The 22273-nt window shown below is 61.0% G+C and carries 18 protein-coding genes; 12 read left to right on the top strand and 6 right to left on the bottom strand.

Annotated features, from left to right (window positions below; genetic code table 11):
* Nucleotides 1-91: 91 nt before the first annotated feature.
* Nucleotides 92-2335 carry a putative bifunctional diguanylate cyclase/phosphodiesterase gene (locus ACQZ5F_RS13800; protein ID WP_225338500.1) on the top strand — a complete coding sequence of 748 codons (2244 nt, stop codon included), beginning with the start codon at nucleotides 92-94 and terminating at the stop codon, nucleotides 2333-2335.
* An 8-nt stretch (nucleotides 2336-2343) separates the two neighbouring features.
* Here ACQZ5F_RS13800 and ACQZ5F_RS13795 read toward each other — a convergent pair whose 3' ends face one another.
* The 3 genes from ACQZ5F_RS13795 to ACQZ5F_RS13785 all read right to left on the bottom strand — a co-directional run bounded on the left by ACQZ5F_RS13795 (nucleotide 2344) and on the right by ACQZ5F_RS13785 (nucleotide 4348).
* Entirely contained in the window at nucleotides 2344-2592 is a 249-nt protein-coding gene (locus ACQZ5F_RS13795; RefSeq protein WP_046801099.1) for a hypothetical protein, read from the bottom strand.
* A 108-nt stretch (nucleotides 2593-2700) separates the two neighbouring features.
* The gene (locus tag ACQZ5F_RS13790) at nucleotides 2701-3987 is read right to left on the bottom strand and encodes a glycerate kinase type-2 family protein (protein WP_225338499.1); all 1287 of its coding nucleotides are present in this window, start codon (nucleotides 3985-3987) and stop codon (nucleotides 2701-2703) included.
* A gap of 4 nt (nucleotides 3988-3991) precedes the next feature.
* Nucleotides 3992-4348 (bottom strand): DUF1304 domain-containing protein, encoded by a 357-nt coding sequence (locus tag ACQZ5F_RS13785; protein WP_225338498.1) that lies wholly within the window; start codon nucleotides 4346-4348, stop codon nucleotides 3992-3994.
* 230 nt (nucleotides 4349-4578) lie between these two features.
* On the opposite strand from ACQZ5F_RS13785, the gene ACQZ5F_RS13780 reads away from it, so the two are divergent.
* Genes ACQZ5F_RS13780 through ACQZ5F_RS13770 form a run of 3 tightly spaced genes read left to right on the top strand, consistent with a single transcriptional unit; the run spans nucleotide 4579 to nucleotide 10047 of the window.
* Nucleotides 4579-5343 (top strand): ImuA family protein, encoded by a 765-nt coding sequence (locus ACQZ5F_RS13780; RefSeq protein ID WP_137086285.1) that lies wholly within the window; start codon nucleotides 4579-4581, stop codon nucleotides 5341-5343.
* On the top strand, nucleotides 5258-6775 hold the full coding sequence (locus tag ACQZ5F_RS13775) for a Y-family DNA polymerase (protein ID WP_225338497.1): 1518 nt from the start codon (nucleotides 5258-5260) through the stop codon (nucleotides 6773-6775). The genes ACQZ5F_RS13780 and ACQZ5F_RS13775 overlap by 86 nt, the downstream gene beginning before the upstream one ends.
* On the top strand, nucleotides 6772-10047 hold the full coding sequence (locus ACQZ5F_RS13770) for an error-prone DNA polymerase (protein WP_225338496.1): 3276 nt from the start codon (nucleotides 6772-6774) through the stop codon (nucleotides 10045-10047). Before ACQZ5F_RS13775 ends, ACQZ5F_RS13770 begins: the two co-directional genes overlap by 4 nt.
* Before the next feature lie 14 nt (nucleotides 10048-10061).
* On the opposite strand, the gene ACQZ5F_RS13765 is transcribed toward ACQZ5F_RS13770, so the two are convergent.
* Together ACQZ5F_RS13765 and ACQZ5F_RS13760 are read right to left on the bottom strand one after the other, a co-directional pair.
* A complete protein-coding gene (locus tag ACQZ5F_RS13765) occupies nucleotides 10062-10700 on the bottom strand; it encodes a class I SAM-dependent methyltransferase (protein WP_225338495.1) in 639 nt (212 codons plus the stop codon).
* An 83-nt stretch (nucleotides 10701-10783) separates the two neighbouring features.
* Nucleotides 10784-11722, bottom strand: coding sequence for an AraC family transcriptional regulator (locus tag ACQZ5F_RS13760; protein WP_046800881.1), 939 nt, complete (start codon nucleotides 11720-11722; stop codon nucleotides 10784-10786).
* 182 nt (nucleotides 11723-11904) lie between these two features.
* Between ACQZ5F_RS13760 and ACQZ5F_RS13755 the strand changes: the two genes are divergently transcribed.
* Entirely contained in the window at nucleotides 11905-13122 is a 1218-nt protein-coding gene (locus ACQZ5F_RS13755; protein ID WP_225338494.1) for an MFS transporter, read from the top strand.
* Between the two features lie 126 nt (nucleotides 13123-13248).
* Here ACQZ5F_RS13755 and zigA read toward each other — a convergent pair whose 3' ends face one another.
* Nucleotides 13249-14454 (bottom strand): zinc metallochaperone GTPase ZigA, encoded by a 1206-nt coding sequence (gene zigA / locus ACQZ5F_RS13750; protein ID WP_225338493.1) that lies wholly within the window; start codon nucleotides 14452-14454, stop codon nucleotides 13249-13251.
* A 417-nt stretch (nucleotides 14455-14871) separates the two neighbouring features.
* Here zigA and aztA point away from each other — a divergent pair, with 417 nt between their 5' ends.
* The 7 genes from aztA (at nucleotide 14872) to ACQZ5F_RS13715 (ending at nucleotide 22272) form a co-directional block, all read left to right on the top strand.
* On the top strand, nucleotides 14872-15714 hold the full coding sequence (aztA, locus tag ACQZ5F_RS13745) for a zinc ABC transporter ATP-binding protein AztA (protein ID WP_046800884.1): 843 nt from the start codon (nucleotides 14872-14874) through the stop codon (nucleotides 15712-15714).
* Entirely contained in the window at nucleotides 15707-16573 is an 867-nt protein-coding gene (aztB, locus tag ACQZ5F_RS13740; protein ID WP_046801100.1) for a zinc ABC transporter permease AztB, read from the top strand. The genes aztA and aztB overlap by 8 nt, the downstream gene beginning before the upstream one ends.
* A gap of 29 nt (nucleotides 16574-16602) precedes the next feature.
* Nucleotides 16603-17628 (top strand): zinc ABC transporter substrate-binding protein AztC, encoded by a 1026-nt coding sequence (aztC, locus tag ACQZ5F_RS13735; RefSeq protein ID WP_046800885.1) that lies wholly within the window; start codon nucleotides 16603-16605, stop codon nucleotides 17626-17628.
* Between the two features lie 389 nt (nucleotides 17629-18017).
* Nucleotides 18018-18710 carry a FadR/GntR family transcriptional regulator gene (locus tag ACQZ5F_RS13730; RefSeq protein WP_225338912.1) on the top strand — a complete coding sequence of 231 codons (693 nt, stop codon included), beginning with the start codon at nucleotides 18018-18020 and terminating at the stop codon, nucleotides 18708-18710.
* Nucleotides 18707-19879, top strand: a complete 1173-nt coding sequence (locus ACQZ5F_RS13725) for a PLP-dependent transferase (protein WP_225338492.1) — start codon at nucleotides 18707-18709, stop codon at nucleotides 19877-19879. Before ACQZ5F_RS13730 ends, ACQZ5F_RS13725 begins: the two co-directional genes overlap by 4 nt.
* A 38-nt stretch (nucleotides 19880-19917) precedes the next feature.
* Nucleotides 19918-21177, top strand: coding sequence for an ABC transporter substrate-binding protein (locus tag ACQZ5F_RS13720; RefSeq protein ID WP_174022843.1), 1260 nt, complete (start codon nucleotides 19918-19920; stop codon nucleotides 21175-21177).
* Between the two features lie 150 nt (nucleotides 21178-21327).
* A complete protein-coding gene (locus tag ACQZ5F_RS13715; protein ID WP_046801101.1) occupies nucleotides 21328-22272 on the top strand; it encodes a carbohydrate ABC transporter permease in 945 nt (314 codons plus the stop codon).
* Nucleotide 22273 lies beyond the last annotated feature (1 nt).

Here is a 22273-nt window from a genome sequence, read left to right as displayed (position 1 = left end):
AGGGAAGGATTTTTCAGCTTCGTGGCCAGACTGTCGTTTTATACCCGTATCTTTTTGGGGCGGCGTCACAATGCCGTTTAACGGCTTTTGAATGTTTCCTTCGCAAGATGATGCTTTCGAAGGGGAATTTATGCGGATTGCGCCGCGAAACATTGGGGAATATTTGCCGGTCGGGCGCAGAACCGCCGTCGGCATCGTATTGTCCACCTTTGCGCTGGTGCTTCTCATCGTCACCGCGCTGGTGCTGTCCGCCCTCAGCCAGGTCCGGGAAAAGGCGAACCTGCTTGACAATGCCCGCTCACGCGAGACCACGGCGGGCGCTCTGGTCACCTTCCGCGAGCAGCTTGGCGCTACGCTGAATGACTACGCCGCCTGGGACGACGCCGCCGAATATGTCTATGCGCCTGACAGGTTCGACTGGGTAGCCAGCAATTACGGCGACATGACGGTCAACAACGAGCTTTTCGACACCGCCGTTATTCTCGATGAGGATGGCAGGATTCGCATGGCCTATCAGAACGGCAAGCCGGTCAAATGGGCGCATGACATCTATTTTGGTAGTGGCCTGAGAGAGATGGTTGAGCGCGTGCAGGCCATGCGTCCCGGCATTGCTTCGCAGGTCACGGGTTTCGTGAAGACCGAAGACGGTATCGCCGCCGCCGGTGTGGCGCTGGTGCGGCTCAAATCGGGCGTTCTGCCACCGGTTGGCGCTGAGCGGCGCTATCTGATTTTCGCCCGCCATCTCCGGCAGGCGACCGTGGACAAGCTTGCCCGCAACTACGTCATCGACGGCCTGGAACTGCAATATGGCGATGGACCGGTGGAGAACCATGTGGATATCGTCAATCCGCTGGGCAATGTGCTGGCCCGGCTCGCCTGGCGTTCGCACCTGCCGGGCGATGTCAGCTTCAGCGAGGCAAGGCCGATCGTCTTCACGGCACTCGGTATTGCCGGCACGTTCTTTCTGGTGCTGCTCATCATCGGTTCGGCCACGCTTGACCGGCTGAAGGCGGATGAGGCGGCGGCAAGGGAAGAGGCGCTGCGCGACCGCCTGAGCGGGCTCAGCAACCGCGCCGGCCTGTTTGCCAAATTGAACCGCATGGTTGGCAAGGCCCGTCACGACAAGACCGATATCAAGCTGCTGTACCTCGATCTCGACGGTTTCAAGGAAATCAATGATTCCTACGGCCATGCTGCCGGTGACCGGCTGATCAAGGGCGTGGCGGCGGCGCTTCGGGTGCTGATGCCGGAAGGCGCGGTGCTGGCGCGGCTCGGCGGCGATGAATTCGCCATCGCCATTCAGGGCAACGATGTCTGGTCGGAAGGCCGTAAGCTGTGTCTGGCGCTGCTCGAACTTTTCACCGAACCTTTCAGCATCGGTGAAAGGGTGGCGAGCATCGGCTGCAGCATCGGCACTTCGGTCTCCCGTGCCGGTGATATCAATGGCGAGGAATTGCTGCGCCGTGCCGATATGGCCATGTATCAGGCCAAGGAGAACGGGCGCGGGCGTTACGTTTCCTATGAGCTGAAGATGGATGCGCTGCGCGAGGAAAAGCTGCAGCTCGAAGCCGATCTTCGCTCCGCCATCCTCAACGACGAGATACAGGTGGTCTACCAGCCGGTCGTCAGTGCTGCCACGCGCTGCATCACCGGGGTGGAGGCGCTGGCCCGCTGGCAGCGGCCGGGATATGGTTTCGTGCCGCCGGATATCTTCATTGCCGCTGCCGAAACCAGCGGCCTTATCGACCGGCTCGGCCTTCTCGTCCTGCACAAGGCCTGCGAGACGGCGCAGCAATGGCCGTCCATCAAGTTATCGGTCAACATTTCCCCGGTGCAATTCCGCAATCCCGCCTTTTCCGGTTATGTGGCGGATATTCTCGCGGCCACGCAGACGCCATCCGAAAGGTTGCGCTTGGAAATGACGGAAGGTTATTTCATCCAGCATCCGGAGCGGGCAAGTGCTGCAATCGACAAGCTGAAACAGCTTGGCCTGCATATTGCGCTTGATGATTTCGGCGCTGGATTTGCAAGCGTCGGATATCTGCGCCGCTTCGGGTTCGACCGGATGAAGATCGACCGCTCGCTGGTCATGGCGCTGGAACACGGCGGCAGGTCGCTGGAAATGCTGCAGGCAACCGTGGCGCTGGCCAAATCGCTCGATATTCCGGTGACGGCGGAAGGCATCGAGACCGAGGAACAGGCCGCCATCCTGCATCTGTGCGGCTGCGATGAGTTGCAGGGTTACCTGTTTTCGAAGCCCGTGGCCGCTGAAGACATCACCATCATGGTCGAAGGGCAGAACGCGCCGCTATTTGCACTTCGGGCAGGGGCATAAGACGACAATCAATTGATGCGTGTCGACTGCTGCGGCATCCGTTGTGTTACAGGGCAGCCGTCCTGCACCTTGGTCCAGGACGAGACGTTGAGCTTCATCTCGCAGCGCGCGAGATAAGAGCCGCCATCAACCTTCAGGCAGGATGTCTGGCCGAGTTCGAACATGGTGCCGCGATTTCGGCATTTGCAATTGTGAGCATCCGCCAAGGTGGGCATGAGGGCCATGATCAGCCCGGCTATGAGCACTCCAGAACGCATGGCTGAGGCTCCAAAGGACATGCCCTCAGATTATACCTCTCCGAGAATATAGTCAAAATGGTCTTGCCTGAGGATGGACGTAGCTGATGGCCTCGAACGCTGCCGATTTCAGCCGATCAAAATCGCCCGGATATCATTCACATTGGTCAGCGTCGGCCCCGTCACCACGAGATCACCGACCCCTTTGAAAGCGGTATAGCTGTCGTGGTTTACGAGCGACTGGCGCGGATCGAAACCGGCAGCCCGCATGCGGGCAAGCGTATCCGGTGTCACCACGGCACCCGCCGCATCCTCCACGCCGTCTATGCCGTCGCTGTCGCCCGCAATGGCCCAGATGCCGTCTGCACCCTTCAGCGTCAGCGCAAGGCTCAGCAGGAACTCCGTATTGCGGCCGCCCTTGCCGGCCGGTCCCTTGCCGCCAACTCCCCTGTTCAGCGTGACAGTGGTTTCGCCGCCGGAAAGCAGCACGGCCGGGCCTTTGACCGGCAGGCCCTTGCGGCTGGCGGAAAGGGCGATGCCGGCCATGACGGCGCCGACATCCCTGGATTCGCCTTCAAGGGAATCGCCGAGGATGAGCGGCGTAAGGCCGAGCTTCACCGCCTCTTCCGCCGCCGCCTGCAGGGCAAGCGAGGGGGCGGCGATCATCCTGACATCCTCATCGATATCGCCGGCCTTCGGTGTCTCCTCGCCCTTTTCCAATACCTTGCGTACGGTTTCGGGAAGATCGAGCTCATAACGCGAGACGATTTCCCGCACGGTTTCAATGTCGCTTGGATCGGCAACCGTCGGGCCGGAGGCGATCTCGGAGGGGTCGTCGCCCGGTACATCGGAAATCAGCAGCGATACGACCTTGGCCGGTTTGGCGGCCAGCGCCAGCCGCCCGCCCTTGATGCGGGAGAGGTGCTTGCGCACGGCGTTCATTTCGGAAATCGTCGCACCGCTGGCCAAAAGGGCACGATTGACGGCCATCTTGTCCGCAAGCGTCATGCCTTCGGCGGGGGCGACCATCAGCGCCGAACCACCGCCGGAAATCAGCGCGATGACCATGTCGTCGGCGGTCAGGCCAACAACGGCGGCGAGAATGCGTTTTGCTGCTTCCGCGCTCCTGTCGTCAGGCACGGGATGCGAGGCCTCGATGATTTCGATGCGACTGGTCGGAACAGCGTGGCCGTAACGCGTCACCACCACGCCGGAAAGATCGACATGCGGCCATGCCGCTTCGAGCGCTGCGGCCATGGCGGCCGAGGCTTTGCCGGCCCCAACCACCACGCAGCGGCCTTCGGGTGGGGAGGGAAGGTGGTGTTGCAGCACCTTTGCCGGATCGGCACTTGCGACTGCCGCCAGGAAAATCCGGTTGAGGGCGTCTTTGGCGCGGCTGTCATTCCATGCGGTCATCGGTTCATACTCCAATCCAGAGCGCGCCAAGCGCCAAAAGGGCGGGCAGTGCCTGAATGAACAGGATCTTCATGGTATTGGCGGTAACGGCGCCGAAAATACCGGCCACCAGAACGCAGATAAGGAAGAAGACCTTGAAGCTCAGCCCGGTATCGCCCTGCGCCAGCCCATAGATCAGCCCGGCCGCCAGAAAGCCGTTATAAAGCCCCTGATTGGCGGCGAGCACTTTTGTCTGCCGGGCAAACTCCGCTGAAAGGCCGAAGGCCTTGCGTCCGGCTGGTTTTTCCCACAGCAGCGTTTCCAGAATGACGATGTAAATGTGGATGGCCGCAACCACGGCAATCAGAATGCTGGCGATCATCGGCGGTTTCCTCCAAAACCCTGATGTCCGTGGCGCATCGGTTCTCGTAAGAAGAACGGCAGCGAGCGGACAATTCCGTTTTAACGGCGGGACGAAGCGCTGCAAGGGCTGAATCTTCTCTTCCCATGCAAACTGTTGATGAGCGGCAGCCTGTTGCTTGACTCTTTGCTGAAATAGGAACAAAACAAGAACAGTAAGATTAAAAATCCGGAATTGAAAACCGTCATGCCATGCAAAAGCGCGCGGACCAGTTGCTCGTTGTCGAAGAGCTGCGTGAAAGGCTGGAAAGGATCGGTAACGGCCCTCATCGCCTGCACGAGAGCCTGCCTTTCGGCGTGGATGCCATCGACCATCACTTGCCGGGAGGCGGGCTGAAGCTCGGTTGCCTGCATGAGGTGAGCGGCGGCGGCAATGGCGCTGCCGATGGTGCGGCGGCAGCGTTGTTTGCAGCCGGTGTGGCGGCACGGCTTTCCGGCAAGGTTTTGTGGTGTGTCACCCGGCGGGATCTGTTCATGCCGGGCCTGACACAGGCCGGCCTGTCGCAGAACCGGCTCATCATCGTTGAATGCCGCGATGAGAAAGGCGTGCTCGACTGTTTTGAGGAGGGTTTGCGCTGCAATGGTTTCGGCGCGGTGATGGGCGAATTGGCGAAACTGCCGATGAATGCCTCGCGGCGGCTGCAACTGGCAGCGGAAACCTCAGGGGTTACCGGCATCGCCATCCGCCGCTTCCGGCGTCAAGCCGATGCGGCGCTGTTCGGGGAGCCGACGGCGGCGGTGACCCGCTGGCGCATTTCCGTGCGGCCTTCATCACCCCTGCCGGTGCCGGGGGTGGGCAGGCCGCGCTGGTTGCTTGAGCTTTTGCGATGTCGCGGCGGCGAAAGTGCTGAATTTGAAGTGGAAGCCTGTGATGCAAAGGGTCGTCTCGCTCTACCTGCCGACATGGCCGACGGATCGCTTCCGGCGTCTTTCGGGCAAGGACGCGCCGCCGGTTGAAAAGCCGCTGGTCATGATTGGTCGTCAGGGCAGCCGCCGGCTGGTGCTGGCGCTCGACAAGGCGGCAAAGGCGGCGGGCATCCGGCCGGGCACGCCGGTCAGCAAGGCGCAGGCGCTGGTGCCGGGTCTTCTCGTTGAAGATCTGGATGCGGCTGATGATGCCCGCACCCTGCAGCAGCTGGCATTTCATTTCCTGCGCATCTATGCCCCGATCGTCGCCGCCGACCCGCCGGACGGGCTGGTGCTGGACACGGCGGGTGCGGACCATCTGCACGGCAATGAGACGCTGATGCTGAGCGGCATGGTCAACCGCCTGCATGCCGCCGGTTTTGCCGCCCGCGCCGCCATTGCCGATAGCTGGGGCGCGGCCCATGCGCTGGCGCGTTTTAGCCGTGAGGCGATCAGCATCGTGCCGCCGGGCGGGCAGCGTGCGGCGATCAGCGGTTTGCCGCTTTCCGCGCTCCGGCTGGAGGAGCGTATCGTTTCCGGGCTGAAGGTGCTCGGTTTTCGCAGCATCGGCGAGCTTGCCGAAGCCCCGCGCGCGCCGCTGACCCTGCGTTTCGGCCCCGAACTCGTCCGCCGTCTTTCCCAGGCGCTCGGGGAGATCGGCGAACCCATCGAACCGGTGCGGGTGGCTGAACTGGTGGAGGTGCGGCGCGCATTTCCCGAGCCGATTGCTGCGGCGGAGACGATTGCCCGTTATAGCCAAAAGCTGGTTATAGGCCTTTGCGCCGCGCTGGAAAGGCGCGGCCTCGGCGCGCGCCGGGTCGATCTGGTGTTGCACCGGGTGGATAGCGGCCTGCAGGCCATACGGGCCGGCACGTCCAGGCCGGTGCGCGATGTCAAACAGCTTGTCCGGCTTCTGACTGATCGTATCGACACCATCGATCCCGGCTTCGGCATCGAGATGATGGTTTTGACCGCCACCCATGCCGAGCCGCTTGTCGCCGCGCAGGCCCGTTCCTCGCTTCTGGAGGAAGGCCGTGCGGACATCGCCGATACGGTCGATGTCATCCTCAATCGTGGTCATAAGGTCTATCGTTATGCGGCGGTGGCAAGCGATGTGCCGGAACGCTCCCTTGCTTCAGTTGCGGCGCTTGCGCCTGATGATACGCTTGGCTGGCCCGGCCACTGGCCACGCCCGGTCAGGCTTTTTTCAAGGCCGGAAGCCATCGAGACGCTGGCGCTGCTGCCGGACCATCCGCCGCGTTATTTCCTCTGGAAAGGCGTGCGCCACAATGTGCGCCGCGCCGATGGGCCGGAGCGGGTGTTCGGGGAATGGTGGAAACGCGACCGGGAAAAAGCCGCCGTGCGCGATTATTTCATGGTGGAAAACGAAGGCGGTGAACGCTTCTGGATTTTCCGCTCCGGTGATGGCGAACATGCCGAAACCGGCTCGCAGGGCTGGTTCATCCACGGGGTTTTCGCATGAGCGCGCCGCATTATGCCGAGCTTCAGGTGACCACGCATTTTTCCTTCCTGCGCGGAGCGAGTTCCTGTGAAGAGCTTTTCGAACAGGCCAAAAGCCTCGGCATCGAGGCGCTGGGCATTGTCGACCGCAACAGCCTTGCGGGCATTCCCCGCGCTTACGAAGCCGCCAATAATCATGGTATCCGCCTCATCATCGGCTGCCGGCTCGATCTGGATGACGATCTTTCCGTGCTTGCCTATCCCATGGATCGTCCGGCTTACGGGCGGCTCTGCCGGCTGCTTTCCGTCGGCAAGAAAAGGGGTGGCAAGGGCAAATGCCGGCTGGCATGGGATGATCTCGTTGCCTATGGCGAAGGCCTGATCGTCGTGTTGCTCGCTGACCTCGCGGATGATCTCTGCGCGCTTCGCCTGCGGCGGCTCAAAGCCGCCTTTGCCGACCGGGCCTATATGGCACTCAGCCTCCGAAGACGCCCCAACGACCAGATGCGGCTTTTCGAACTGTCAGAGATGGCGCAGGTCGCAGGTGTACCGACTGTTGTCACCAATGATGTGCTGTTTCATGTGCCGGAGCGGCGCATGCTGCAGGATGTCGTCACCTGCATAAGGCACAATTGCACCATCGATGAGGCCGGTTTCCGCCGCGAGCGCCACGCCGACCGCTATATGAAACCGCCGGAAGAGATGCACCGGCTGTTTGCCCGTTACCCTGAAGCGCTTTCCCGCAGCCTTGAAATTGCGAAACGCTGCAAATTTTCGCTGAAGGAACTGGTCTATCAATATCCAGAGGAGCGCACCCTGCCGGGGCTGACGGCGCAGCAGGCGCTGGAGAAGATGGTCTGGGATGCCGTGTCGGATCGTTATCCGCATGGTGCACCGGAAAAGGTGGAAAGGGCGCTGCATCATGAACTTGGCCTGATCGGAAGGCTGGAATATGCCCCCTATTTCCTGACGGTGAACGCCATTGTTCGCCATGCGCGCTCATTGGATATTCTCTGCCAGGGTCGCGGCTCGGCAGCCAATTCGGTTGTCTGCTACGTGCTCGGCATCACCGCCATTGATCCCCTCAAGGTCGATCTTCTGTTTGAACGTTTCGTTTCGGAAGAACGGCGCGAACCGCCTGACATCGATGTGGATTTCGAACATCAGCGGCGTGAGGAGGTCATCCAGTGGGTTTATGATACCTATGGTCGCGACAAGGCCGCACTGTGTTCGGTCGTCACCCGTTATCGCGGGCGTGGGGCGTTGCGCGATGTCGGCAAGGTTCTGGGCCTGCCGGAAGACTTGACGAAACTCCTCTCGTCGCAGGTCTGGCGCTGGAGCGAGGGGGTGGGTGAAAAGCAGGTGAAGGAACTGAACCTCAATATGGAGGATCGCCGCCTGCAACTCGCCTTCGAGCTGGCCAACCAGCTTGTCGGCACACCGCGCCATCACAGCCAGCATCCGGGCGGCTTCGTTCTGACCCATGACCGGCTGGACGAGCTGGTGCCGATCGAACCCGCCGCCATGGATGATCGCCAGATCATCGAATGGGACAAGGACGATATCGATGTCGTGAAGTTCATGAAGATGGATTGCCTGGCACTTGGCATGCTTTCCTGCATGAAGCGCGGCTTCAACATGCTGGAGGAGCGGTATGGGGAGAAATACGATCTCACTTCCATGCCGGATGATGATGCGGCAACCTTCAAAATGATCCAGAAGGCCGATACGCTTGGCACCTTCCAGATTGAAAGCCGGGCGCAGATGTCGATGCTGCCACGCCTGAAGCCCGCAAAATTCTACGACCTCGTCATTCAGGTCGCCATTGTTCGTCCCGGCCCCATTCAGGGTGATATGGTACATCCATATTTGCGACGTCGTGACAAAAAAGAGGCGGAACATTATCCCAAAGAGGAGCTGAGAGGCGTGCTCGGCAAGACACTGGGCGTGCCGCTGTTTCAGGAACAGGCTATGCGCGTCGCCATCGAATGCGCCGGATTTTCACCCGGCAAGGCGGATCAGTTGCGCCGCGCCATGGCAACCTTCAAGAATGTCGGCACCATTTCCAAATTCAGGCAGGATCTGATCGATGGTATGGTGGAGCGCGGTTATGAGCAGGAATTTGCCGAACGCATCTTCAAGCAGCTGGAAGGTTTCGGCAGTTATGGTTTTCCGGAAAGCCATGCGGCTTCCTTCGCGCTGATTGCTTACGCCTCTTCATGGCTGAAGTGCCATCATCCCGATATTTTCTGTACCGCGCTTCTCAATTCGCAGCCGATGGGGTTTTACGCCCCGGCGCAGATCGTGCGTGATGCGCGTGATCATGGCGTCGAGGTGCGCCCGGTCTGCGTCAATAACAGCCGTTTCGATTGCACGCTGGAGCCTACGGGCAAGAAGAATGGCAAGGGTGAGGAGCGGTTTGCCGTGCGGCTTGGCCTGCGCATGGTGAAGGGGCTTTCCAATGATCATGCTGCAAAAATTGTCGCCGCCCGGCAGGACCGGCCTTTTGCCTCCGTTGACGATCTGTGGCGAAGGGCGGGTGTTCCGGCCGCCGCCCTTGTCTGTCTGGCGGAGGCCGATGCCTTTCTGCCGGCGCTTTCGCTTTTCAGGCGCGAGGCACTCTGGGCCATCAAGGCCCTGCGGGATGAGCCGCTGCCGCTTTTCGCCGCCGCTGCCATCAGGGAAAATGCCGTTATCGAAGAGCTTCAGGAACCCTCCGTTGCGCTCCGCCCCATGACTGATGGTGGCGAGGTGGTGCAGGATTACGGCCATGTGGGGCTGACGCTGCGCGAGCACCCCATGACCTTCCTGCGTCGCGATCTTTCCCGCCGCCGCATCGTCACCTGTGCGGAGGCGGTGCGCGTTCGGGATGGCACATGGCTGGAAACGGCCGGTCTGGTGCTGGTGCGCCAGCGCCCCGGCTCGGCAAAGGGTGTGATCTTCATGACGCTGGAGGACGAGACGGGCATCGCCAATGCGGTGCTGTGGGTCAAAACCTTCGAAAAATACCGCCGCGTGGTGCTGTCCGCCGGCATGGTCGGCATTTACGGCAAGATCCAGCGGGAAGGTGAGGTGGTGCATCTGGTCGCCCACCGGCTGACCGATCTGTCCGAGGCGTTGGCAAGCGTGGGCGAGCGCAACCACGCCTTTCCTCTGCCGCATGGGCGTGGTGACGAGTTTCATCACGGCATGCCGCCGGATGATCACCGCGTCATCAGGAAACGTCCGCCGCCCGCCGACCATGATGACGATGCGGTCGAGCGAATAAAGGTCATTTCGCGCAATTTCCACTGAGAGGGCGGCTCGACTCACCTCTTGCGCGCCACGATGTAAGGGCGGTTGTCATGGCCCTTCGTTGCGTGAATTTCCGTTGCCAGAATGTCGAAACCACTGGCGCTTATATGCCGGCCAAGCTCGGCGGCGTTGAACACGCCGGCATAGGGCGCCTTGCCGATTGCCCGCATCGCTGGCAGGACAAGGCGGATAAGCGGGTTCATATCGCCGACACAAGGGGTCTTGGTAATGAACAGGCCGTGCGGGGCAAGCAGGGCGTGAATGTGCCGCAGCGTGCCGGGCAGGTCGCGGACCAGATGAAGATAGTTGAAACCCAGCACCGCGTTGAACTGCATGTCGCCGGGCACAAGCGCTTCCGCAGTCGTTACGCTGAAGGTGAGGTTGTGGAGAGAGCCGGTGGCTTGTTTTCTCTCCTCGGCGATTGCGATCATGGCGGCGGAAATATCCGTCGCAAGATAGTCTTTGACGCCGCCTGCCAGCCGGATCGCCGTTGTCCCGGTGCCGCAGCCCAGTTCCAGTATGCTGTCGTCGGGTTTCAGCAGGGCGCGGGTCCGCTCCAGCGTGCGCGCATATCCAGCCTCGTCTGAAATCCTGCCTTTCGCATATTTCCGTGCTGACCGGTTCCAGAAACGGGCGTCGTCGGCCATGCTCATGGTGGATGCTCCCCGGACGGCGCCCTTCCGCTTCAGGCGGATCTGTTCTCACACAGTATCCTTACCCGTTTTGTCTGAAGCTTTTAAGCCGCATCCTCCAGCCCGGCCGCGTCCTTCCGGCGGAACTGGCTGGGTGGCGCGCCGAGCACCCGTTTGAAGGCGCGGCTGAAGGAGGCTTCGGAATCGTAACCGAGCTTTTCCGCCGCCAGCGTCACGCGCATGCCTTCGCGCAGCCATAGCCGCGCCTGATGCATGCGCACGCGTACCACATAACGGGCCGGGCTTTCACCCACTATGCGGGTGAAACGTTCCGCGAAACTGGAGCGGGATGCGCCCATCAGCGAGGCAAGCTCCTCCACGCTCCAGTCCTTTTCCGGGCTGAGATGGATGGCGGCCAGCACCCGCCCGAGTTCTGGATTGCGCACGGCGGCCAGCCAGCCGCTGGAATCGCCGCAGCCATATTCCACCCAGGTGCGGATCAGGGTCGCGGTCAGCACATCGGCAAGCCTTGCGAGAATGCCGCCGGCGCCGACGCGGTTCAGCTCCACTTCGCGCGCCATGGCTTCCAGCAGGTGGGGAATGGCCGGGTCGCTTTTGGCCAGATCGCTGGTCAACATCACATCCGGCATCAGCTGCAACAGCGGGTGCAGATTATCCATGTTGAAACGCATGGAAGCGGTAAAGGCCACGGTATCGCCGCCGGCGCTGGCGCATTGCATGTCGAAAATGCCCTGGCAGACTTCCTTTTTGCCGAAACGGTCAAAGGGCGAGGGCGTCACATTCTCACCGCTGGCAAGCACATGGGCGTGCCCGCGCGGCAAAAGCACGGCATCGCCGCATTTCAGCATCAGCCATTCGCCGGAAGGTTTTCGCAGTTTCGCCTGGCCGACACCGATGAAATGAAACCGCGCCGCTTCCTGTTCGGGAAAGGCAGTCGCCCAGGGGGTGGCCATGCGGCAGCGGCCATATTCCACGCCGTCAAGCCTCAGACCTCGCAGCATTTCCGTCAGGGCATCATTCATGGCATCTCGCAAATTCGGACGATTGGTTAAGGAATACGGATTTTCTAGCATGGAAACGCCGGGATGTCACGCATAGCTTATGATCATCGATTTGCGGGCGCTGAACCGGCCTCCCAGCGGTTTCATCGTTATTGCCTTTCCATTTCAGGGCGCATTCTGACCATGCGCATCAGGAGATTTTCATGAATAACCGGACCATAAACGAACTCGAATATGTGCCGCGCAGAAAAGAGCCGGATGCGAAGTGGGCCGCCGTGGTTTCGCTTTCTCTCGGCGTCTTCGGGCTGGTGACGGCGGAATTTCTGCCGGTCAGCCTTCTGACGCCGCTATCGGAAGATCTTGCCATCAGCTCCGGCATTGCCGGGCAATCCATCACCGTCACTGCGCTGGTTGCGGCGATTGCCGGCCCCGGCGTCGTCATCGGCACACGCGGCATCGACCGCCGCTGGACACTTCTCGGGCTGACCACGCTGCTGATCATTTCCAGCACGCTTGCCGCCTTTGCCAACGGGCTTTTCATGCTGTTCGCATCGCGCGTTCTGCTCGGCATCGGCCTTGGCGGTTTCTGGGCCATGTCGGCGGCGCTGGCGTTGAGACTCGTGCCGCTCGATAAGATGCCGCGCGCCATGGCCATCATCCTCACGGGGGTTTCGGTCGCCACCGTCTGTGCCGCACCGGTGGGCGCATGGATTGGCGCGACGCTCGGCTGGCGTTCTGCCTTCGTGGTTGCAGGTGTGCTCGGTGTCATCGCACTTGCCGTGCAGCTGCTCACCATTCCGTCTCTGCCACCGGCCGGCGCACCCGGTCTCTCCACCATGTTCCGGCTGTTGCAGCGGCCGCAGGTCCGGATCGGCCTCCTGACGACGCTGTTCATCGTTGCGGGTCACTTCGCCGGCTTCACCTATGTTCGCCCGTTCCTCGAAGACGTGCCGCAGCTCGGCGTTGAAGCGATTTCCCTCGTTCTTCTGGTCTATGGCATCGGCGGCTTCTTCGGCAATCTGTTCGGCGGTTTCCTTGCCGAGAAGAACACGGCATGGGCGGTGACCTTCGCCGCCACGCTGATTGCCGCTTCGGCCTCCATTCTGGTGATTGCCGGCGCATCCCCCGTCGTTGCGGGTGTCGCCATCGCTTCCTGGGGTTTTGCCTTCGGCGCGCTTCCGGTCAGTGTGCAGAGCTTCATCACCCGCGTGGCTTCGGATGAGGCCGAAAGCGCCGGCGCGCTGCTGCTCACCACCTTCCAGATCGCCATTTCCAGCGGCGCGGTTCTGGGCGGCCTGCTGATCGATCTGCAGGGGGCGACGATGGTCTTCGTCTTTGTGGCGATTGCAGCGCTTCTTGGCGCATCGCTCATGGCGTCGCGCCGTGGTGTGGTGCCGCAGGTCGAGGCGTCGCAGGGATAAGAACCCGGCCAAACAAAAAGGCCCGCATCCGTGCGGGCCTCCGGATAAGAGCCGCGTAATGCGGCTCTTTTTTTGTCGGGTGAGGGGCAGGGGGCGCCGGATGTCCAGTGCGTCGCCCCGGCCCGGTTAAGCGGCCTGTCTGTCCCAGTTGGCGAAGGGGTCCGGCAGGTGTCGCCACGCATCCGGCGTGAAGGCATCGGTGTCGATCAGGCAGGCATCAAGCTGGGCGCGGATGCGGGCCTCGCTCATGGGATCGGAACCGATGAAGACGATTTCCTGTCGCCTGTCACCAAAGACCGGGTCGAGATAGGGCTTCATCATGTCGAGAAACTGTTTTTCACGCGGCCATTGCTCCTTGGGCACGGCGGACCACCAGAGGCCCATCTTGCCGGTGCGGACCAATGCGCCCGCCTGGCTGATCTCGCCGACATAACGCGGCCGCGTCGCCAGCCAGAAGAAGCCCTTGGCGCGCACCACCCCCGGCCAGGCGCGATCGATAAAGCGCTGGAACAGCACGGGGTCGAATGGCTTTTTGGCGCGGTAAACGAAGGAACGGATGCCATATTCCTCGGTTTCGGGAATGTGGTCCTTAAAGCCGTGCAGTTCCTTGAACCACAGGGGATGTTCTTCGGCCCTGGCGAAATCGAAGCGACCGGTGCCGAGCACCTCCTTCAGTTCCACCCTGCCGAAATCGGCCTCGATGAGTTTCGCATCCGGGTTCAGACCGACGATGATCTTGCGGGCCGCATCCCGCTCCTCCGGCGTGGCGGTGCCGATCTTGTTGAGGACGACCACATCGGCAAATTCGATCTGCTCGACCAGAAGGTCGACGATGGTGCGGTTGTCGCCATCACCCGCCGTTTCGCCCCGGTCGGCAAGAAAATCGGACGAACCGTAGTCATTGAGGAGATTGGCGGCATCCACCACCGTCACCATCGTATCCAGCTGCGCGACATCCGACAGGCTGCGGCCGTTCTCGTCACGGAAATCGAAGGTGGCGGCCACGGGAAGCGGCTCGGCGATGCCGGTGGATTCAATCAGCAGATAATCGAAGCGACCCTGTTCGGCGAGCGCACGGACCTCGGTCAAGAGGTCGTCGCGCAGTGTGCAACAGATGCAGCCATTGGTCATTTCCACCAGCTGTTCCTCGGTGCGCGAGAGATTGGCGCCGCCATCCCGCACCAGCGCCGCATCGATATTGATTTCGCTCATATCGTTGACGATCAACGCCACGCGCAGGCCATCGCGATTGGCGAGGATGTGGTTGAGAAGGGTGGTCTTGCCAGCGCCTAAAAAGCCGGAGAGGACGGTGACGGGGAGTTTTTTCGACATTGGGACCTCGTTTTATAGCAACGGTCGCGTGGACGTCATGGCGGCCACGCAGGCGATCTGAAAACGATGCGGCTTACTGCTACATTGTTTTTGGATATGTAACGTAATAACATTACATGCATGCATTGTGTCAACAGGTGGTAGAAAAATTGCGTGCCGGGTCGGTCGGGCAGCTGCTCGCGCGGATAAGTAAAAAGCGCCATCTTCTCCACACTCAACGTCATCCTCGGGCTCGACCCGAGGATCCACAACCGGTGTGGCCATGGACCCTCGGGTCAAGCCCGAGGGTGACGCCGAGTGTGGAGCACAGTTCACCTTTTCCGATAGTTAATGTTATTTCATTACATATTCGTTTGACGAATGTAATAACATTACATATCAAGGGCCATCGAATGAAACCCCGCCCAGGAGGGATCGATGAGCGATCCGTGCCTCACCTTCACAAATCTGACGCTTGGATATGCCGGCCGCGCAGCCGTGCATCATCTGGATGGCGATATCACCAAGGGATCGCTCACGGCGGTTGTCGGCGCCAATGGCTCGGGAAAATCGACGCTGATGAAGGGTATCGCCGGTATCTTGAAACCACTCGGTGGTGAATGCCGGATCAGTTCAGGCATTTCCGTCGCCTATCTGCCGCAGCAGTCGGAACTCGACCGGTCGTTCCCGGCTCAGGTGCGCGATCTCGTTGCGCTGGGTCTCTGGCCGAAACGCGGCCTGCTTGGTCGTCACCGTTCCCAAGACAAAGCGGCGATGGGGCGGGTGATGGAAGCGGTCGGGCTTTCCGGTTTTGAAAAACGCAATATCGACTCGCTTTCCGGCGGCCAGATGCAACGTGCCCTGTTTGCCCGCGCCATGTTGCAGGATGCGCAGTTGATCCTGCTGGATGAACCCTTCAATGCCGTCGATGAGCGCACCGTCACCGATCTTCTGGTGCTGATCAAGGCATGGGTTGCGGAAGGGCGCACGGTGCTCGCCGTCCTCCACGACCATCAGCTGGTGCGACAGCATTTTCCCCAGACCCTGTTCCTCGCGCGACGTCTCGTGGGCCTCGGCCCGACAGCCGATGTCCTGAAGCCGGAGAACATGCGCCAAGCGCGGCATTTCCACGAGGCATGGGAGGAAAATGCACCGTGGTGTGCGCCGGGCGATGCGCTGGTGACCAATACGCCAACGACCCATGCGCTCGATGTCGGGCCGCGGGCGGCGTCATCCCATTCCCACCTCCACTCCCACGCAAATTCGAATGCCCATGGCTGATTTCTTCATCGAACCCTTTGTTCAATATGTCTTCATGCAGCGGGCGCTTGCCGGCGCCTTGATCCTTGCCATCAGCTGCGGGCCGGTCGGGGTGTTCCTGATGCTGCGCCGCATGAGCCTTACGGGCGATGCCATGTCGCACGCCATCCTGCCGGGAGCGGCCGTCGGCTTTCTGTTTTACGGGCTGGAAATCCTGCCGATGACGATCGGCGGGCTGGTGGTCGGCCTTATGGTGGCGCTGGGCGCCGGCGCGGTATCGCGTTTCACCGTCCAGAAGGAAGATGCCTCGCTTGCCGCCTTTTATCTGATTTCACTGGCGCTTGGCGTGCTGCTCGTTTCATGGCGCGGCTCCAGCGTCGATCTCATGCATGTGTTGTTCGGCACCGTTCTGGCGCTGAACAACGAGGCGCTTGGCCTCATCAGCGGCATCTGCATCGTGACGCTGGTGGTGATGATCACTTTCTGGCGGGCGCTTCTGGCGGAATGCCTCGATCCCCTGTTCCTGCGCTCGGTCAGCAACTGGGGCAGCCCGGTGCATTTCCTCTTCCTTGCCATCGTCGTGCTCAATCTGGTCGGCGGCTTTCAGGCGCTCGGAACGCTGCTTTCGGTGGGCCTGATGATGTTGCCCGCCGCTGCCAGCCGTTTCTGGTCCAACCGCGTGGCGCCCATGTGCTTCATCTCGATCGGCATCGGCATGGTGTCCTGCTTTGCCGGCCTCATCCTGTCCTATCACGCGTCGCTGCCCTCAGGCCCGGCGATCATCCTGTCCGCGGGCGTCATCTACGCGCTTTCCATTCTCGTCGGCACGCGCGGCGTGCTCGGCGATCTTCTCGGTTCCGGCCGCCACAGAACGGCCTGAAAACAGCGTTCGAAAAAAGGAGAACCTTCATGTTCAGAACCTTCCGTCTTGCCACCTGCGCAAGCCTTCTTACCCTCTCCCCGGTCCTGATGGCCCAGGCGTCCGCCGCCGAATTAAAGGTCGTGGCCAGCTTCTCGATCATCGCCGATTTCGCCAAAAATGTCGGCGGTGACCGCGTCGAGATCACGACGCTGGTCGGTCCGGATGGCGATGCGCATGTTTATGAGCCACGTCCGGCCGATGCCGTTGCCGTCAGCAAGGCTGGCGTCGTGCTGGTCAATGGCCTGGAATTTGAAGGCTTCCTGAAGCGGCTGATCGACACCAGCGGCACCAAGGCGCCTGTCGTTGAACTGACCAAGGGTGTCGAACCGCTGAAGCTTTCCGAAGAACCGGCCGGCCATGCCCATCCGGAAGCGGAAGAAGAGGAAGGCCACGACCACAAGGCGGGAGAAGCCGGCCACAGCCAGGAGACCGCAGAGGCCCATGATCACGACCACGGCCATGAAGGTCACCATCACCACGGTGAATTCGACCCGCATGCCTGGCAGTCGATCAAGAACGCCGAAATCTACGTGAAGAACATTGCCGGCGCATTTTGCGAAGTCGACAAGGCCGGTTGCGCGACATACACCGCCAATTCCGATGCCTATATCGCCAAGCTTGCCGCCCTGAATGAAAAGGTGAAGACCGAGATTGCCGCCATCCCGCCGGAAAAGCGCGTCATCATCACTTCGCATGATGCCTTCGGTTATTTCGAGCACGCCTATGGACTGAACTTCCTTGCGCCCGAGGGCATCTCGACGGAATCCGAAGCTTCGGCTGCCGATGTCGCCAAGCTCGTGGATCAGGTCAAACACGACAAGGCATCGGCGATCTTCGTCGAAAACATCACCGACAAGCGACTGATCGACCAGATCGCCAGCGAAACTGGCCTTAAGGTTGGCGGCACGCTCTATTCCGACGCGCTTTCCACCGCCGATGGTCCGGCCGCGACCTATATCGACATGATCAACCACAATATCCAGACCATCAAGGCAGCGGTTCTGACGCAGTAAGTTGCGTGAACTCAATGAATCAAAGGAGGGTGGCTCAAGGCCACCCTCTGCCTTTTGTTGAACCTTTCCCTGCACGCGGCGTCATGCTCGGGCCTGTCCCGAGGATCCACACACGTCTCGTTTAGTCGAGACGGAGCAGATGCTCGGGACAGGCCCGAGCATGACGAAAGAGAGGCTTTCGGCCTTTGTCATCCACGTCGTGCTGGCAATCTTCGCCTTTTTGCGATCCGCTGAAATTTCCCCCCGCACCTCCAATACGAACGAGCATGGGCAGCGATCTTCCCGGTGCACGTCTCGCGTTGCCCGTTGACAATCGATCCGCCCTTTGAAATGGTAAGATGTCAGACCAATTTAGAGGGTACGTCTTGGACAGGTCCAGCCGGGAACTGATGCAGCCTATTCCGCCGAGCGACCGCGTGCGCCAGGTCGAGGCAGCGCTTTCCGACTATGTGGAGCGGGCCGGGCTGAAGGCCGGGGAGCGGCTGCCGGCCGAGCGGGAGCTGATGGCGGCGCTGGGTGTCGGGCGGTCCACCATTCGCGAAGTTATCCGTAAATTTCAGGCGCTCGGCGTCATCGACAGCCGCAAGGGCAGCGGCAATTATCTGCTGAAGCCGATTTCCGCCGCCACCGTGCATATGCCGATTTCCATCGATGCCGAAAGCCTGCGTGATGCGCTGCTGATGACGCTGGAAGTACGGCGCGGCATCGAGGTGGAAGCTTCCATGGCCGCTGCGCGCCGTCGCACTCCGGAAGACATCGCCACGATGGAAGCGCGGCTCGATGAGATGGAGCGGGTGCATCTCGCCGAGGGAACCTCCGGCAAGGCCGACCTTGCCTTCCATCTGTCGATCTACGACGCCACCCACAATACGCTGTTCAAGCAGCTTCTGGAGCAGATGCGCGAAGGTTTCGAACGTTTCTGGTCGAAACCCTTCGACCGCCCGGATTTCGCCGGCCGCTCCTTCCCCTTTCACCGCACGCTGTTCAACGCCATCGCCGCCGGCGATGCGGAGACCGCCCGTGAAGAAACACTGAAAATCCTCGCCGTCGTCGAGGAGGATATCAAGGACATGTCGAAATGAACCATGGCAACGATCTCTTCGATCCCGCCTCATTTATCGTTGCGCATGACGAGGCCCACGCCTTCGAGGCCGTGGTGCCGCCCATCGTGCAGACCTCGCTTTTCACCTTTTCCAGCTATGACGAAATGGTTTCCACCTATCGCGGCGAAAAGGTGCGGCCGGTCTATACGCGCGGGCTGAACCCCACCGTGCGGCTGTTTGAGGAGATGCTGGCGAAGCTCGAAGGGGCCGAAGATGCGCTCGGTTTTGCAAGCGGCATGTCGGCCATTTCCTCCACCGTGCTCTCCTTCGTTTCGCCAGGCGACCGGATCGTCGCCGTGCGCCATGTCTATCCCGATGCATTCCGCCTGTTCGGCACCTTCATGCAGCGCATGAATATCGAGGTGGTCTATGTCGACGGCCGTGATGAAGCGGCGGTTGAAAAGGCGATGCCCGGCGCGAAGCTGTTCTACATGGAAAGCCCGACGAGCTGGGTGATGGAAGCGCATGATGTCGGCGCGCTCGCCGCCATCGGCAAGCGACATGGTGCCGTCACCGTCATCGACAATTCCTGGGCAAGCCCGGTCTTCCAGCAGCCGATTTCGCTCGGCGTCGATCTGGTCGTGCATTCGGCGTCGAAATATCTCGGCGGTCACAGCGATGTGGTCTCCGGCGTGGTGGCGGGATCGAAGGCGATGATCGACCGCATCCGGGCGGAGACCTATCCCTATCTCGGCGGCAAGATGTCGCCTTTCGATGCCTGGCTGCTCATTCGCGGGCTTCGCACCCTGCCGCTGCGCATGAAGGCGCATCAGGCCTCGGCGCTGGACATCGCAACCCGCCTGCAGGCGCTGGATGTGGTGGAGAAGGTCTGCCATCCGGGGCTGGCGAACCGCCTGCCGCCCGGCCTTCACGGTACCTCGGGCCTGTTTTCCTTCATCTTCAAGGACGGGGTGGATGTGCGCGCTTTTGCCGACCGCCTCAAGCTTTTCAAACTGGGTGTTTCCTGGGGCGGGCATGAAAGCCTCATCGTCCCCGGCGAAGTGGTGCTCGAACAGAAGGCGCAGCCAAACTCCGCCCATACCTTCGGCATCAGCGCGCGTTCGGTGCGCCTGCATGTCGGGCTGGAGGGCACGGAAGCCCTCTGGAACGATCTCGAACCCGCGATCAAGGCGGCCTCCGCCGCCTGACGTGTTTTTAAACTGACGACAAAAAAGGGGAGAACGACATGAAAAAACTGGTAACAGCAGCAATCTTCACCGCCCTGATGACCGGAACGGCGCTGGCGGACACGACCCTCAAGCTGGTGGAAGTCATCACCAGCCCGGAACGCACCGAAACGCTGAAGGGCATCGTCTCGAAATTCGAGGCGGCCAATCCCGGCACCAAGGTGGAAATCATCTCTCTGCCGTGGAGTGAAGCTTTCCAGAAATTCGCCACCATGGTCTCGGCCGGTGATGTGCCTGATGTGATGGAAATGCCCGACACATGGCTGTCGCTTTACGCCAATAATGGCATGCTCGAAAGCCTCGAGCCTTATCTCGCAAAGTGGGAACACACCGCGGGCCTGAGCGAGCGCACGCTGGAACTCGGCCGTGACGTGAAGGACACGGCCTATATGCTGCCCTACGGCTTTTATCTGAGAGCCATGTTCTACAACAAGAAACTGCTGGCCGAAGCCGGCGTGAAGGAGCCGCCGAAGACGCTTGACGAATTCGCCGATGCTTCCAAGAAGGTCGCGGCACTTCCCGGCAAATACGGTTATTGCCTTCGCGGCGGCCCGGGTGGCCTCAACGGCTGGGTCATGTTCGGCGCATCCATGGCAGGCTCGAACGAGTTCTTCACCAAGGACGGCACCTCCACCTTCGATAGCCCCGGCTGGGTGAAGGGCCTGACCTATGTGATCGACCTCTACAAGAACGGTTACGCGCCGAAGGACAGCGTCAACTGGGGCTTCAACGAAATCGTTGCCGGCTTTTATTCCGGCACCTGCGCCTTCCTCGATCAGGATCCGGATGCGCTTATCGCCATTGCCCAGCGCATGAAGCCGGAAGATTTCGGCGTCATGACCATGCCGAAGGGACCTGATGGCAAGACCTTCCCGACGATTGGTTTCGCAGGCTGGTCGATGATGTCGAAATCCGAAAACAAGGACCTTTCCTGGAAGCTGATCGAGACGCTCGAAGGGCCGGAAGGCAATATCGAGTGGAACAAGAAGACCGGTGCGCTGCCGGTGCACAAGTCGGCGGAGAAGGACCCCTTCTATGCCAGCGAGCAGTTCAAGGGCTGGTTCGACGAGCTGGCGGACAAGAACGCCGTGCCGACAACGATGCCGACCTATCTTGAGGAATTCGCCTTCTTCAAGGATTCGCTTGTCATCAAGACATCGCAGGAAGCGTTGCTCGGCGATATCACGCCGGAAGACCTCGCCAAGCAATGGGCTGATTACATGACCAAGGCGCAGCAGAAGTTCCTGGCCTCGAAGTAACGACATTGACCGGCTGCGCGGGCGCAAATGCCCGTGCGGCGGGTCTTGCCGGCCTTCGCTGCGACAGGCCTTTTCATAGAAATTTTTCGGATCGGCCGGCCGAAAGGCTGGAAACCCATCCGTTCCGTCGTCCGATCAGGGAGCGATACAATGTCCTATGCCCATGGCGCCGGGCCGGTGGCCGCGCGCAAACCGGCTGGCAAGCCCGCGATGCGGCGCTTTGCTGATTGGGCCGAACCGTGGCTTTACAGCGCGCCCGTGCTGGTGCTCATCGTCGCCGTCATGCTCGTGCCGCTGGTGCTTGGCCTGTCTTATGCCTTTCGCGATGTGCAGCTGCTCAATCCGTTTTCCGGCGGTTTCGTTGGCCTGAAACATCTTGAGGCTCTGTCGCAGGACACGGCCTTTTACCGGGCGTTGAAAAATACGCTGTGGTGGACCGGCGCTTCGGTTTTCCTGCAATTCTTCTTCGGTCTCATTCTGGCGCTGCTGCTCGATAAACCCTTTGCGGGCAGGGGGCTGGCGCAGGCGCTGGTATTCCTGCCATGGGCGGTGCCGACCTTTCTCGCGGGCCTCAACTGGGCATGGCTGTTCAACCCGGTCATCGGGCCGTTGCCACACTGGATGGTGTCGCTCGGGCTGTTATCCGCACCCAACAATATTCTCGCCGATCCGCAGCTTGCCATGTGGGGGCCGATCATCGCCAATGTCTGGTGGGGCATTCCCTTCTTCGCCATTACCCTGTTGGCCGCGCTTCAGGCTATCCCGCGCGATCTTTACGAGGCGGCGGAAATTGACGGGGCAAACCCGCTGCAGCGTTTCACCTCCATCACACTGCCGTTCCTGGCGCCCACCATCGCCATCACCATTCTGTTGCGCACCGTCTGGATCGCCAATTTCGCCGATCTCATCATCGTCATGACCAATGGCGGGCCGGCCGACCGCACGCAGATCGTCGCCAGCTACATCTTCACCCAGGCCTTCCGGCGTCTGGATTTCGGTTATGCCTCGGCCATTGCGCTGGTGCTTCTGGTGCTGCTGCTCGCCTATTCCATGCTGATCGTGCTTTTGCGCCAGCGCCTGATCGAGAAGGATTGAC

The sequence above is a fragment of the Agrobacterium sp. 22-210-1 genome (assembly GCF_053522525.1).
Note: the sequence above shows the minus strand (reverse complement) of the source record. Positions and strands in the feature narration are given on the sequence as shown.

What these genes read in the sequence shown, in the direction of transcription:
- ACQZ5F_RS13800 (WP_225338500.1), top strand. Translation starts at nt 92, where the DNA reads ATGTTTCCTTCGCAAGATGATGCTTTCGAAGGGGAATTTATGCGGATT.
- ACQZ5F_RS13795 (WP_046801099.1), bottom strand. Translation starts at nt 2,592, where the DNA reads ATGCGTTCTGGAGTGCTCATAGCCGGGCTGATCATGGCCCTCATGCCC.
- ACQZ5F_RS13790 (WP_225338499.1), bottom strand. Translation starts at nt 3,987, where the DNA reads ATGACCGCATGGAATGACAGCCGCGCCAAAGACGCCCTCAACCGGATT.
- ACQZ5F_RS13785 (WP_225338498.1), bottom strand. Translation starts at nt 4,348, where the DNA reads ATGATCGCCAGCATTCTGATTGCCGTGGTTGCGGCCATCCACATTTAC.
- ACQZ5F_RS13780 (WP_137086285.1), top strand. Translation starts at nt 4,579, where the DNA reads ATGCAAAAGCGCGCGGACCAGTTGCTCGTTGTCGAAGAGCTGCGTGAA.
- ACQZ5F_RS13775 (WP_225338497.1), top strand. Translation starts at nt 5,258, where the DNA reads ATGCAAAGGGTCGTCTCGCTCTACCTGCCGACATGGCCGACGGATCGC.
- ACQZ5F_RS13770 (WP_225338496.1), top strand. Translation starts at nt 6,772, where the DNA reads ATGAGCGCGCCGCATTATGCCGAGCTTCAGGTGACCACGCATTTTTCC.
- ACQZ5F_RS13765 (WP_225338495.1), bottom strand. Translation starts at nt 10,700, where the DNA reads ATGAGCATGGCCGACGACGCCCGTTTCTGGAACCGGTCAGCACGGAAA.
- ACQZ5F_RS13760 (WP_046800881.1), bottom strand. Translation starts at nt 11,722, where the DNA reads ATGAATGATGCCCTGACGGAAATGCTGCGAGGTCTGAGGCTTGACGGC.
- ACQZ5F_RS13755 (WP_225338494.1), top strand. Translation starts at nt 11,905, where the DNA reads ATGAATAACCGGACCATAAACGAACTCGAATATGTGCCGCGCAGAAAA.
- zigA (WP_225338493.1), bottom strand. Translation starts at nt 14,454, where the DNA reads ATGTCGAAAAAACTCCCCGTCACCGTCCTCTCCGGCTTTTTAGGCGCT.
- aztA (WP_046800884.1), top strand. Translation starts at nt 14,872, where the DNA reads ATGAGCGATCCGTGCCTCACCTTCACAAATCTGACGCTTGGATATGCC.
- aztB (WP_046801100.1), top strand. Translation starts at nt 15,707, where the DNA reads ATGGCTGATTTCTTCATCGAACCCTTTGTTCAATATGTCTTCATGCAG.
- aztC (WP_046800885.1), top strand. Translation starts at nt 16,603, where the DNA reads ATGTTCAGAACCTTCCGTCTTGCCACCTGCGCAAGCCTTCTTACCCTC.
- ACQZ5F_RS13730 (WP_225338912.1), top strand. Translation starts at nt 18,018, where the DNA reads ATGCAGCCTATTCCGCCGAGCGACCGCGTGCGCCAGGTCGAGGCAGCG.
- ACQZ5F_RS13725 (WP_225338492.1), top strand. Translation starts at nt 18,707, where the DNA reads ATGAACCATGGCAACGATCTCTTCGATCCCGCCTCATTTATCGTTGCG.
- ACQZ5F_RS13720 (WP_174022843.1), top strand. Translation starts at nt 19,918, where the DNA reads ATGAAAAAACTGGTAACAGCAGCAATCTTCACCGCCCTGATGACCGGA.
- ACQZ5F_RS13715 (WP_046801101.1), top strand. Translation starts at nt 21,328, where the DNA reads ATGTCCTATGCCCATGGCGCCGGGCCGGTGGCCGCGCGCAAACCGGCT.